Origin of the sequence: Sporanaerobacter acetigenes DSM 13106, from assembly GCF_900130025.1 — a bacterium.
Classification (GTDB): Bacteria; Bacillota; Clostridia; order Tissierellales; family Sporanaerobacteraceae; genus Sporanaerobacter; species Sporanaerobacter acetigenes.
Window position 1 is genome coordinate 210,787 of the sequence record NZ_FQXR01000003.1, and the last position, 13,400, is coordinate 224,186.

At 30.0% G+C, this 13,400-nt stretch carries 15 protein-coding genes; 3 read left to right on the forward strand and 12 right to left on the reverse strand.

The features are described 5' to 3' along the window. The 6 genes from BUA21_RS03330 to cysK form a co-directional block, all read right to left on the reverse strand. Entirely contained in the window at positions 1-933 is a 933-nt protein-coding gene (locus BUA21_RS03330) for a restriction endonuclease (protein ID WP_072743252.1), read from the reverse strand. Further along, on the reverse strand, positions 926-1,573 hold the full coding sequence (locus BUA21_RS03335) for a TIGR01906 family membrane protein (RefSeq protein ID WP_072743253.1): 648 nt from the start codon (positions 1,571-1,573) through the stop codon (positions 926-928). The genes BUA21_RS03330 and BUA21_RS03335 overlap by 8 nt, the downstream gene beginning before the upstream one ends. A 50-nt stretch (positions 1,574-1,623) precedes the next feature. Then, positions 1,624-1,797 (reverse strand): hypothetical protein, encoded by a 174-nt coding sequence (locus tag BUA21_RS14870; protein WP_199228949.1) that lies wholly within the window; start codon positions 1,795-1,797, stop codon positions 1,624-1,626. A gap of 124 nt (positions 1,798-1,921) precedes the next feature. Continuing rightward, on the reverse strand, positions 1,922-2,668 hold the full coding sequence (locus tag BUA21_RS03340; protein WP_072743254.1) for a YebC/PmpR family DNA-binding transcriptional regulator: 747 nt from the start codon (positions 2,666-2,668) through the stop codon (positions 1,922-1,924). A 64-nt stretch (positions 2,669-2,732) separates the two neighbouring features. Continuing rightward, positions 2,733-3,452 carry an NAD(+) synthase gene (gene nadE / locus BUA21_RS03345; RefSeq protein ID WP_072743255.1) on the reverse strand — a complete coding sequence of 240 codons (720 nt, stop codon included), beginning with the start codon at positions 3,450-3,452 and terminating at the stop codon, positions 2,733-2,735. 17 nt (positions 3,453-3,469) lie between these two features. Beyond that, positions 3,470-4,387, reverse strand: a complete 918-nt coding sequence (gene cysK / locus BUA21_RS03350; RefSeq protein ID WP_072743256.1) for a cysteine synthase A — start codon at positions 4,385-4,387, stop codon at positions 3,470-3,472. A 119-nt stretch (positions 4,388-4,506) separates the two neighbouring features. On the opposite strand from cysK, the gene BUA21_RS03355 reads away from it, so the two are divergent. Next, positions 4,507-4,866, forward strand: a complete 360-nt coding sequence (locus tag BUA21_RS03355) for a sulfite exporter TauE/SafE family protein (RefSeq protein WP_072743257.1) — start codon at positions 4,507-4,509, stop codon at positions 4,864-4,866. Beyond that, complete coding sequence (locus BUA21_RS03360) at positions 4,863-5,213, forward strand: sulfite exporter TauE/SafE family protein (protein WP_072743258.1); 351 nt, start codon at positions 4,863-4,865, stop codon at positions 5,211-5,213. Before BUA21_RS03355 ends, BUA21_RS03360 begins: the two co-directional genes overlap by 4 nt. A gap of 23 nt (positions 5,214-5,236) precedes the next feature. Here BUA21_RS03360 and BUA21_RS03365 read toward each other — a convergent pair whose 3' ends face one another. The 6 genes from BUA21_RS03365 to yunB form a co-directional block, all read right to left on the reverse strand. Next, complete coding sequence (locus BUA21_RS03365; RefSeq protein ID WP_072743259.1) at positions 5,237-5,884, reverse strand: YigZ family protein; 648 nt, start codon at positions 5,882-5,884, stop codon at positions 5,237-5,239. Between the two features lie 107 nt (positions 5,885-5,991). Further along, positions 5,992-6,636: a hypothetical protein gene (locus tag BUA21_RS03370; protein WP_072743260.1), complete on the reverse strand. Its 645-nt coding sequence runs from the start codon at positions 6,634-6,636 to the stop codon at positions 5,992-5,994. 387 nt (positions 6,637-7,023) lie between these two features. Beyond that, positions 7,024-7,467, reverse strand: coding sequence for an NUDIX hydrolase (locus BUA21_RS03375; protein WP_072743261.1), 444 nt, complete (start codon positions 7,465-7,467; stop codon positions 7,024-7,026). A 123-nt stretch (positions 7,468-7,590) separates the two neighbouring features. Beyond that, positions 7,591-8,247, reverse strand: a complete 657-nt coding sequence (locus BUA21_RS03380) for a HEAT repeat domain-containing protein (protein WP_072743262.1) — start codon at positions 8,245-8,247, stop codon at positions 7,591-7,593. A gap of 8 nt (positions 8,248-8,255) precedes the next feature. Next, positions 8,256-9,542: a GTPase HflX gene (hflX, locus tag BUA21_RS03385; RefSeq protein ID WP_233242582.1), complete on the reverse strand. Its 1,287-nt coding sequence runs from the start codon at positions 9,540-9,542 to the stop codon at positions 8,256-8,258. Between the two features lie 65 nt (positions 9,543-9,607). After that, entirely contained in the window at positions 9,608-10,252 is a 645-nt protein-coding gene (yunB, locus tag BUA21_RS03390; RefSeq protein ID WP_072743264.1) for a sporulation protein YunB, read from the reverse strand. Between the two features lie 166 nt (positions 10,253-10,418). Here yunB and BUA21_RS03395 point away from each other — a divergent pair, with 166 nt between their 5' ends. After that, the gene (locus tag BUA21_RS03395; protein ID WP_072743265.1) at positions 10,419-13,400 is read left to right on the forward strand and encodes a penicillin-binding protein 1A; all 2,982 of its coding nucleotides are present in this window, start codon (positions 10,419-10,421) and stop codon (positions 13,398-13,400) included.

The following is a 13,400-nucleotide window of genomic DNA, read 5'->3' on the forward strand; positions in this document are numbered from 1 at the left end:
TCAATATATATACTTTTTAATTATCATTTCATAAATTACCCCATAAAATATTGAAATCAGTCCAAAAGCCAAAGAAAAAATTGCCATAATCCTGTAGTATAAGCCGAAAGACGTAGTTTTAGATAAAATATATAAAGTCATACTTAAAAATAAATACCTAAATACTTTTTCGCTGCTAAAAATATGAGTTTTGACATTCATAAACTTGTTTTTATCCTCTTCATATTTACTTATAATTATCTCTTCTATCTCATCTTTTGATGGATACATATCTACTTCTTTTAAAATAGAAAGTAATTTCTTAAAATCAATAAACTTTATATTTTTATATTCCTCCTTTAGCCCTTCAACAAAATAAGAACTAGTAATACAAATTCCTTCTTCCACCCCCATCATTGACATATGATACCTAAGACTTTTAATGTCCCTTGTTGTAACCCTTTCATCTTGTGCAATTCTTATACACTTGACAGCATATATTTTGTCATGTATCTGCCCTATCAAATCAATATCATTTTCATATTCAATAAAAGATACATTGTAATACTTCTCCAGTGCTTTTTTTACATACAAGACAAATTCATAATTGGTAAAAGTATTTATTTCTTTCATTATTTTCTTTTTGCTAAGGTCATTATTTATATCGAATATTTTTTTCGTGAATTTTTGCATTTTAAAAAAGTAACTTATATATAAAATAAAAATAAACATTGATATTGAAATGATTATAGAAAAAACAATATTATTAGTTTGTATAAACAAATAAATAAGCAATACAATGGAAAATATGAATTCAATCAAAACACTGTCAAGTACAACGGCATTATATCCTTTTCCACCTTTCATTTTTTTCAAATAATAATTTTTGATTTTTTTATCCCTATTCAATTTTTTTATATAACTACTTATTTTATCTAATAAGTCATCATTCAATTTTATTATTCATCCTCACTTTCAATGAATTTATAACTATTAGCATTATTGACATGAAAGTTATAAATAATAACCCTATATTCCTTGCAATACTAATAAAAAATTCTTCAGGAAAAATTCTAATCATAATATCTGTACTTGGATCTAAAAGCCATAAATCATTGTTAAATAACATCAAATGAAAATAGGTAAAATACTTATCAAAATCTAAAATTAAAAATAAAAATAGAATCCCTATACCTAAAAAAGAACTACAAATAGAATAATTTAAAGTCTTTATAAATACATTAAAATCTACTAAATATAAATAAGTGAAACTTGTCAAAAATATAGTTATTGAAATATCTCTAATTAAAAATCCCTTATTAAATAATAGTTTCACATCTTTTATATGAGCTAATTCTCTTTCATTGAAATAAATTCTTAAATATTCTTCGTCTTTATGTCCTCTAAAATAATCAAATAATTCATTGGTCAATTTCATCAATTCACTTATTTCTAAATCTGTACTACTAGGAATGTTGTATTGTAAATATTTGGTTTCGTAATATTTTTTATTGAATGCAAAAAAATTTATACATATAAAAAAAATGGATATAGGTAAAAATATTCCTAACATTATTGAGAATCCTTTTTTCATACATGCCTCCTAATAATAAGTTATAAATAATAAGACCCGAAAAATCGGGTCTAAGACATGGCCTGTTCTAATTTGTCTAAGTATTTTATGGGAAACATTCTGAGTAGATCCTTATATTGTTCTACAGTAAGCCCCTGAACAGTTGTATATATTTCAATCTTCTCATCTACGCTAGCATTTTTGAACCTTTCTTTTATTTCCTCAAAATTAGTCACATTTTCCATTTCAACACTCCTCTGCAAATATATTTATATGTTTTTAGTATGTTTAGTAAAGCGTTTTTTATTCAATAAAAAAAGAACCAACTTTAATTCTAAAGTTAGTCTTTTTTAACAAAAATATTTAAGATTATTCAATTTCTAAATCATCAGGAATATCCCAATTGTGGTAAACTTCTTGGACATCATCGTTATCTTCAAGGATATCTATGAGTTTCACCATGTTTTTTATGTCTTTTTCTTCTGTCAAACTAATTGTGTTTTGTGGTATTTGTGAAATTTCAGCTGTCACAAAATTGAATCCTTTTTCTTTTAGTGCATCCCTTATACCATTGAAATCTTCTGGTGAAGTAATGATCTCATATCCATTTTCATCGCTTGTAAAATCCTCAGCTCCTAGTTCTATGGCTTCCATCATAAATTCTTCTTCGTCTATACTATCATCTCTTTCAATAGCAAGTACACCTTTTCTGTCAAACATAAATGAAACACAGCCAGTTTGACCTAAATTTCCACCAAATTTATCAAAGGCATGTCTTACATCTGAAGCAGTTCTATTTCTGTTGTCAGTTAAACAAGATACTAGCACTGCTATGCCTGCAGGACCATATCCTTCATATACAATTTCTTCAAAATTGTTTGCATCTAAATCTCCAGCAGCTTTCTTTATGGCTCTTTCTATATTGTCATTTGGTAGATTTTCTGCTTTTGCTTTTTCAATAGCAGCTTTGAGTGCAGTATTATATTCTGGATCAGTTCCACCTTCTCTCACAGCCACCATTATATACCTTGTTAGTTTAGTAAACACTTTTCCTCTTCTAGCATCTTCTTTACCTTTTTTATGTTTTATATTTGACCATTTAGAATGTCCTGACATAGTCGTTTCTACCTCCTTAAATTACTAGCATAAATATTTTAACATATACTTCAATTTATTTCATCTAAAATTTGAAAATTGGAGGATATTTTCTCTTATGCTCACTTCTTTTATTTAGTCTCTCAATTTTTTCTTTTAATTCATCTTCTGCACGACCAGTCTTTATATAATTATCCAACACATCATATCCAAATCCCATTTCCCTTTCATCTGTCTGGTCTTCCCAAAGTCCTGCTGTAGGTGCCTTTGTGATGATTATTTCTGGAATGTTTAAAAATTTAGCCATTTCCCTCACTTCGCTTTTCACAAATGAAGCAATGGGAAGTATATCCACTCCACTATCTCCATGCTTTGTAAAATAGCCCACAGTCAATTCACTTTTATTACTTGGACCTACTACTAAATAATTATTTAATTGAGCAAAATAATATAGAGTAGTCATCCTAAGTCTTGGTTTTACATTAGCTTTTGCCAATTTATTTTCTCCACTGTCAATTAAAGTTTTCATAAAAACATCATAAGTATCTGTCAAATCAACTTTAATAGTCTTTAAACTTAAACTTTCAGCTACTAGTATGCCATGTTTTTCGTCTATTGGATTGCTATGGCAAGGCATGATGATTCCTAAACTATCTTCTGGAAATGCCCTTTTAGAAAGACCAGCTACTACTGCTGAATCTATTCCACCACTTAATCCAAATACAACACCCTTGCTTCCTGACTCCTCTACTCTTTCTTTTATCCATTTAACTATTTCATCACATATTTTTTCAACATTTTCCATGTATTTTCCTCCCCATATCATTCATAAATACCTGTGCTTAAATATCTTTCCCCAGTATCTGGAGCTATAGCTACAATTTTTTTACCTTTCCCCATTTTTTTAGCCCACTTTAAAGCAGCAAAAGCTGCTGCACCAGAAGAAATTCCTACTAGCAATCCTTCTTTTTTAGCTAGCATAATTGTAGTATTTATCGCATCTTCATCTGAAACAGTTTCTACCTCATCTAATATTTCAACATCTAATATTTCAGGTATGAAATTTGCCCCTATTCCTTGAATTTTATGAGGCCCTGGCTTGCCACCAGAAATAATTGGTGAAGACTTTGGTTCTATACCTATTATTTTTGCATCTGGTATTTCATTTTTTAAAACTTTTCCTATACCTGTAATAGTACCACCTGTTCCTATGCCTGCAACAAAAGCATCTATGGAACCATCCATTTGATTTATTATTTCCAATGCAGTAGTCTTTTCATGTGCCTTTGGATTGTCTTTGTTCTTAAATTGATAAGGCATGAAGTAGTTCTCATTTTCTCTAACCAATTCTTCTGCTTTTTCTACTGCACCACTCATTCCACTAGCACCTGGCGTCAAAAATACTTCTGCACCATAGGCCTTTAACAAATTTCTTCTCTCTATACTCATAGTTTCTGGCATAACCAATATTACTTGGTATCCTTTAGAAGCTCCAACCATTGCAAGACCTATCCCAGTATTTCCACTAGTGGGTTCCACGATTACAGAACCACTTTTTAATTTTCCACATTTTTCTGCTTCTTCTATCATATATAGCGCTGGTCTATCCTTCACGCTACCTCCTGGATTAAAATATTCCAATTTTAAATATACATCTGCCCAATTTTCTTCTGTCATGTGAGAAATTTTCAACATAGGAGTATTTCCAATGAGCTCTATAATATTGTTTACAACTTTCATTTTTTACCTCCAGAATTTTTATTTGAATATTTTGAATAAGGTCAATTTATTTAGGCAAGATTAAATATAATACATAACTTTTATAATATTATATCATAAAGTTTCTAAAAGGAGAAAATATGAAAAAAAACAATCTTAAAATAATAAGCATAGGCCTTATAACTGGACTTATAAATGGACTTTTTGGTTCCGGGGGTGGTACTATTATAGTTCCCACAATGATATTTTTATTAGGAATAGATGATCATAAAGCTCATGCAACAGCTATAGCTGTAATACTTCCTTTAACTATCATAAGTACTATAATATATTATAGGCAAAACATTATAAAATATGATGTGGCATTTACAGTAGCTATAGGTGGAATTGCAGGGAGTTTTATAGGTTCTAACTTACTCAACAAAGTTCCTACCAATATTTTAAGAAAAATTTTTGGTTCATTTATGATATTTGCAGCAATAAGGTTGTTGATGAAATGAAACTACTCATCATTGGCTTTTTATCCGGAATAATCAGTGGAATGGGAATTGGTGGCGGAACTATACTTATACCTTCCTTACTGCTTTTTACAACACTATCACAAAAAGAAGCCCAAGGCATAAATTTAATTGTATTTATCCCTATAGCACTTGTAGCTCTAATCACTCATTTGAAAAACAAAAATATAGAATTAAAGCTAGCAATTAATCTCATCATGGGCGGCATTGTAGGAGCATTTATCGGCTCAACATTAGCTACCAATATAAATTCATATACACTTAAAAAGTTATTCAGTGTATTTCTATTAATCATAGGAATATATGAATTTTTCAGTCAAAAAAAATAGGCTATAAAAGCCCATTTTTTTGACTAATCTATTTTTACTCCATTTTTTAAAGAAAGATATTCTTCTCCAATATCATCAACTATAACTGTACCATTGGTTAAATCCGCCATAATTCCTATAAACGAATTGTAATCATCATAATCTGCATAGACAAACAAATTTACTGCGTCATCATAAATAGTATTTATTGTTATGATTCCATTAGTTTTTAGATAATTTTCAACCTTTCCATATAGAGTATAGTCTAACCTTATTTTAACCTTCCTAAAAAGTACTTTTTCTATAATATTTCCTGCTTCCAATCCAATTTTTGCTCCTTTTGTATAAGCCCTTATAAGCCCACCTGTTCCCAATTTTATTCCACCAAAATATCTAGTGACTACTACCACTACATTTCTCAAATCCTCTTTCTTTATGACTTCCAATGCAGGAATACCAGCTGTACCACTAGGCTCTCCATCATCACTATATCTTTGAATATTGTTGTCATCTCCTACTACATAGGCATATACATTATGGGTTGCGTCTTTATGTAAAGATTTTATTTCTTCGATAAAAGCTAAAGCCTCTCCTTCATTTTCAATAGGTTTAGCATATCCAATAAATCTAGACTTATTTATAATTATTTCATCTTTTCCTATATTATGAATAGTTTTATATCGTATGTTCATTTAAATCCCCTTTCATGTTTAAGCTAAATATATTATACTATAAATGAACAATTTCAGTAGGGGGATAATTTGAAATTCAAATCATGCCTCTATTTTTATTCCTATGATTAATTATTGTGCCAACAATATGGAATTGATTTATAAATCGCATTAGTCATAGGCACACCTTTATTTGTATTGGAAAGTGTGCAATAATACGTAAAATCTCCTCCACCAGTTTCTACTTCATAGCGTCCGTTAGTATGTCTTGCATATACCCTTGGAAAAGAAGTATCATATTTGTAATCATATAAAACAACAGAAAATGGTTGATCAGCCCATGCTATAAAATCCCCACTAGGAAATGCATATTTAGTGTAGGTAAAATTAACAGTTCCACTCCAATCGGAAGTATATTCTTCCCATTTGATTTCTGTAGGTTTGCTAGGTGCACTTGGAATTATAACTTCAAAATTATCTTTTACTTCTTCAGTATCTACCGTTCCAGTATAGACATTTACAAATTGTCCTGTTTGTTTATTTCTTAATATATATTTTATCCGTTCTTCTTTCTTGGTATCTAATTCCTCATCTTCATAAACTATTCCATTATAAACTTCTATTGTATGTCCCATATCATTTGTCAATGTATATAGTGCTTCTTTTGGCTGATTTTCTGGACTTTCTTTATTTGGTATATTGGTTGCACTAGCAGCGGTGATGGTTGTAAGTATCAAAGCTAATACCATCAATAATATTTTTTTACCTCTCATAGAAAACTTCCTCCTTTCCATAATTATAGTGTCAAATACAAATATATATTTAGACACCTACGCCTTAATTTTTAGACATTCTTTCACTAGTATTATACCTATAATTTCTTTGGTTTTGCCCTAATATATATTATAATTTTCACCTCCAGCCATGTCCTACTTATATTAATAGCATAAAGCTTATTAATATTTAGTAAAACTAATAGATTATATAATGAGAATATACATAAGAGTTTTCTAAAATATTATTCCTAGGGCCTTCAATTTTCACCAATGATTTCATCCATATTTAGTTCCACTTGTCTTAGAAAAAGTCAATGTAAATAATTTTGTACCTCTAGTATCATGTGTTTAAAACCCCAAAAAATAGAAGGGCAGATATCTGCCCTAAACATAAACTTCTTCCATTTTCTCGAATTCTTTAAAGACTAAATACTTTTTAAAAGAAAGATTTACAAGAGATTTATCTTGACTATAGGTTATTCTTTCCATTGCTTCTTTTATACTAAAAAATCCCCCATCCAAAAATCCTTCATCTTCATTCACTTCATATTTTTTGCTAGGAGCCTCCATGATGTACCATGTAATCACATTGCATACTGGCTGTTTTCTCGATAAAGAATAAAATTCGTAACTAGTCTCGCCTGCAGTAGATACAATTTTCGCATCTATCCCTGCTTCAAACTTGATACGGTTTAAAGCAGTATCCGTAGGTAGAGAATTGTTACGAATTTTACCTTTTGGCAAAACCCATTCGCCTTTTCCATTTTTTAAGATAAATACCTTATCATTGTGGAAAACTATCCCGCCAGCACAGCTTCTCACTATCATTGGCAATCAGCCTCCTTTTTCTTATTATTATAATCATACCCCAAAATAGAAAGAATTGCAATATTTTTCTGAAAATTATTCTTCTAATAATATCTTATGTAATAAATACGTTTTTAATCATATTTATATATTATTTTTTATCTCGTTTATAGTATCTAAAGCACTCCTTCTCACATACTCCTTCTCATCATTTAATACTATTTTTTTAAGTAACTCTATAGTTTTATTATCTCCAATTGAAGCCAGTGCCTTTATAGCATATTGCCTAACTTGAGAATTTTCATCTTTTAACTTTTCCTCTAGCAAAGATTTTGTCTCTTTTTTATTTATCTTTCCTAATGCTGAACAAGAAAGCCTTCTATAGTTGACATTTTTGCTATTTAACTCCATCTTCAAAAAAGGAATCAAGCTTTCATCTTTTAATTCTCCTATTAACCATATGAGTATAATTCTATCTTCTGGATTTTTAAACTTTATATACCTTTTATATATATCTTTGGAAAGAAATTCTTTTTCTTTATCGGTCATACTATTCAAATAACATAATCTCTCTTTCTTAGGCAAACTTATTATTTTTATCAGTTCATCTTCTTTTTCTTCTTTTTTATTTTGTTTGTTTGCCTGCTCTATCTTACATCTAATAATATCCTTCTCTACTTCTCCCTTTGACATTCTTCTGATAATAGCTATAGTTTCTAATGACTTTCCTTCTTTGTACAAAAAATAGCTTATATAATGATCGTCTACATTAGATATGTTTTTCCAAAAATCTTCATGCATAATATCACCTATTCCAATGTATAATCAGAATACTTAGTAAAATCTATACTATTTAAGCTAACAATAACTTCTGTTCCTTCTTCTTTATGTGAAATTTTTTCTACATTGTAATTGTCAAGAATATAAGATAATATATTTTGCTTATCATAAGGAATTAGCATAGTCACTTTTCTATATTCAAAAGGCAAATTTTCTTCAATCATTTTAAGCAAGGTATCCATATTTTGCCCTTCCCTAGCAGATATAAATACTTTTTTATCTACAAATTTACTATCATACACTAATTTATCTATTTCCGCTATATCGATCTTGTTAAAGACAGTGACAATTGGTTTATCTAAAACATCTAAATCCTTTAAAATGTCATAGGTAGTTTTTATTTGAATATCTAAATCACTATTTGAAGCATCTACTATATGAAGAAGCAAGTCTGCATATTTAACTTCCTCTAATGTTCCCTTAAAGGCTTCAATTAAATGAGTAGGCAATTTACTCACAAATCCAACTGTATCTGTTATAAGAAAATCTTGTCCATTTAATAATTTTCCTCTGCGTAGAGTAGTATCTAGAGTAGCAAAAAGCATATCATAGACAAATACTTCTTTTCCTTCATCAAAATCTTCACTATACTCTAGTATTTTATTCATAAGAGTAGATTTTCCTGCATTTGTATATCCAACCAATGCTACAACAGGCAAATTTGAATCTATTCTTTTTTTTCTCTTGACTTCTCTTACCTTTTCAATTTCATCTAGTTGTTTTTCAATATTCCCAATCTCTCTTAATATATGACGTCTATCAGTTTCCAATTTCATCTCACCAGGGCCCCTAGTACCTATTCCTCCACCTTCTCTTGACAAATAATCTCTAAGCCCTATGAGCCTTGGAAGCCTATACTTAAGCTGAGCAAGTTCCACTTGAAGTTTTCCTTCTTTCGAAGTAGCTCTTTTTGCAAAAATATCCAATATCAAATTAGTTCTATCGATTATTTTCTTTTCAATGATATTTTCTAAGTTCCTAATTTGAGCAGGAGAAAGTTCATCATTAAATACAACAGTATCTATATCTAATTCATAGCAATAATTTTTTATTTCTTCTGCCTTACCCTTACCTATGTAAAAAGTTGCATCTATTCTGTCTTTCTTTTGAATAATTCTTTCAATAACTTCACCATTAGCTGCCTTTACAAGTTCCTCCAACTCATCCATGGAATTATCTATATCATACTTAGCATTTTTCAAATCCACACCTACAACAAGCACTCTTTCAAGTTTATCTTGTGTAAAATCCACAATATCACCATCCATTTTTATATTAGATTATATACTATTATATTACATTTAAACATTTTTTTCTAATATTATCTAACAATATTTAGTATATCATCTTTAGGTACATTTACATATTGATTTGGTACATCTCCTATGATTATGGTTTCAGCAATGGGAATATTGGAAGTAACTTTTATATTTTCTGATACCAGTGGAACTATAATTTTTATTTCAGCCACAACTATCAAGTAAATCCTATGCCTAGTTTGATTTATTCCTGACTCCTGAAATTCAGTGGCAAAATCTACAGATACCGCACCCTGTGGTACTATTTGAAGTTTTATACTGGGAAGCTTCACTATTTGAATGTCAAAAGCATTATTTAAGGGAATTTTTATGTCTGATTTTGAAATATTTTTAAGTTGATTTTGTACTTCTACAGCTACTTCCGATGCTATGCTATTCATAAGTATTGTATTAGCTTGCATAAGAGTCACTTTCCCTTTTGTATCATATTTTACATAGATAAGATCTGTATAATCTATCCTATCATCAAGTTTTAGAGATACTGCATCATTTATTGCTTGAGTGGCAACTGCCTTAGCCCTTATTTCAGAAACAGCAATCAAAGTAGCCTTTATATTGTTATTTATATAGATGAACATGTATACTATAATCACAACTGGCAAAACTATCCATAAAATAAATCTTTTATTTTTGTTTTTATATTTCAAAAAAAGTCCCCCCTATATATAATATATGCAGCGAAAGTTAATAGTGTGTATTTTTTAATTTTATATTATAATAATATTGAAACTACTCTATGAGTTAACAAGGCTTTTTTTATGTGGTATAATTAAACTATTATTTTACCTATCTCTCATTTAAGGAGGTATATTGATGTCTGAAGATAATACTAGAAAGCAAGAAAGTGAAAAAAAGAAAAAGAAAAAGAAGAAAAAAAATGGACTTAAAATCTTTTTATTGATATTGTTGATGATTCTTGTAGTTGGAATTGGTGCAGTAACTGGTATGGTCATAGCCATTGCAAAAGATGCCCCACAAATAGATCCAACTAATATTGGTTCATTGCTTAGTCAAACTTCATTTATATTAGATGAAAATGGCAATACAATAGAAAAAGTTCAAACAGAAGAATATAGAACTATTGTCAGCTTAGAAAAAATGCCACCTCATTTACAAAATGCTTTCATATCAATAGAGGATGAAAGATTTAGAAAACATATTGGAGTAGACCCAAAGGGCATAATGAGTGCCGTGTTTGATAATATAAAAGCCGGTGCAACTGTCAGAGGTGCTAGTACTATAACACAACAATTAGCAAGAAACTTATATTTAAACAATGACAAAAAATTAGATAGAAAAATAAAAGAAGCCTATCTTGCTATGCAAATGGAAAAAGCTTTGACTAAAGATCAAATATTAGAGGCCTATTTAAATAGGATAGATTTAGGTCAAGGTGCCTTTGGGGTTCAAGAGGCAGCTCAAACATACTTTTCAAAAAATGTAGATGAACTAACCATTGCAGAAAGCGCTCTTTTGGCTGGAATAGTAAAGAGTCCTTCGAAGTATTCACCATATTTTACAGTTAGACCTGAAGATTTTAATGGTGATACACAAGAAGAAATTGGGCAAGTAGATAAATTTGGAGAAAAATTCATTGTCATAAGTAATAGCAATGCTATTAAAAGACAGCATGTAGTTTTAGGCAAAATGAAAGAACTTGGATATATTACTGATAAAGAATATAACGAAGCAATAAACGAAGATATTAAAACAATTCTAAAACCTGGACAAAAGAAAATAAATGGTATATCTTCTTATTTCACAGACTATGTAAAAGTACAAGCAATAGAAGCAATGATGGGAAAATTGGGATATACTAGAGAACAAGCTGAAAAAGAATTGTACACAGGTGGACTCAAAATCTATTCCACTATGGATGTAAACATGCAACACAAGATAGAAGATATCTATACGAATTTTACTGAAATATTATTTGGAAATCCCCAAAAATTGAAAGGTCCAGTTCTTATTGACTGGTCTTTGGACAAGAACAAAAATATAGTAGATGAAAGAAAAAAAATCATATACTATAGACAAGAAAATCTATTTGATGAAAATTTCAATCTTGTAATAGAAAAGGGAACTTTTGAAATTCGAGATGGAAATATAGCTATAAACAATAAAAAAATTACTCCATATAAAAATAATATAGATATTGGGGATTATTATGCTATTGATGATAAGAAAAATTTAGTTACTCATTCTGTAGGCAGTTTAACTTTGCCTGAAGATGGATTTAGAATGGAAGAAAACGGTGAAGTATTAATACTAAATACTTTTTTATCACAAAAAGAAGATTTTCATAGAATTGATGAAAATGGCAATCTGATTATTAATTCAAATTATTTCTATAGGAGTAAAGATGGAATTGTGCAACCACAATCCGCAACTGTAATTATGGACTATAGAACCGGAGCAATAAAAGCCTTGGTAGGTGGAAGAGATATAAAAGGAAACAAACTTTTAAATAGAGCTACTTCCTCTCAAAGGCAACCAGGTTCATCTATAAAACCAATTGCTGTATATCTTCCAGCTCTTGATAATGGATTTACTGCAGCTTCAATCATAGATGATATTCCACACTACAACGAAAATGGAGAATTATGGCCAAAAAACTGGTACAGTGGCTATAGAGGTCTTACTACTTTAAGGAATAGCGTAGAACAATCTATAAATGTAAATTCAGTAAAAGTACTAGAATCCATAGGAATAAATACTTCTTTAGAATATTTAAAGCGCCTTGGGATAATTAATGAGGAACATCCCGAAAAAGACAATTTTATATCAAGAGCTGAAAATAAAGCAAATAATGATGAAAATTTAGCTGCACTAGGCCTTGGTGGTATGACTAAAGGATTAACGCCACTAGAAATGACAGCAGCTTATGGTGCAATTGCAAATAGTGGAACTTACACAGAACCTATAACTTTTACAAAAATATTAGATAAAGATGGCAATGTCCTTATTGAAAACAACCCTAAACAAAATATGGTGGTATCACCAGAAATAGCTTATATAATGTCTGATATTTTAAGAACTACAGTAGCTAACGGAATTGCTGGAAGAGCGCAGATTCCCAAAATGCCTACAGCAGGTAAAACTGGCACTACTCAAGAAAATGCAGATGCATGGTTTGTAGGATTCACTCCATATTATGTATCTGCTGTATGGATAGGAAATGACTCACCTACGATAAAGTTAACAAAAGGAAGTGCCATGGCCGCTGAACTTTGGAAAAATATAATGATAAAAGTCCATGAAAATCTAGAGCCCCAAAATTTTGAAATGCCACCAAATATAGTAAAAGTAAGTATATGTAGTCAATCTGGAAAATTACCTTCAGAAATATGTAGCAGAGATCCTAGAGGAAATACAATTATAAGTGAAATCTTTGCCAAAGGTACTGAACCTAGAGAACATTGCAATACTCATGTAGTACTAGATATTGACACAACTACAGGAAAAATCGCAAATGAATACTGTCCTAAAGAGCTTATTCAAAGTAAAGTATTCATAAAGAGAGAACCACCATACAATCCTGCAGATCACAATGGCATTATGCCAAAAGATTATCAATACACTGCGCCATGGGAAATTTGTCCTGTACACAATCAAGAAAATGCTATAGATGAATGGATAGATGAGCAATTCAATGAAGAAAACAATGGTGAAGAAGAACCACCCATTGAAGAAAATCCAGAAAACGATGTGGAAAATCCAAACAATGGAAATGGAAACAATCAAAATGACCAAACTCCAGGAAATAACGGAAATGATAATGGAAATGGAAACTAA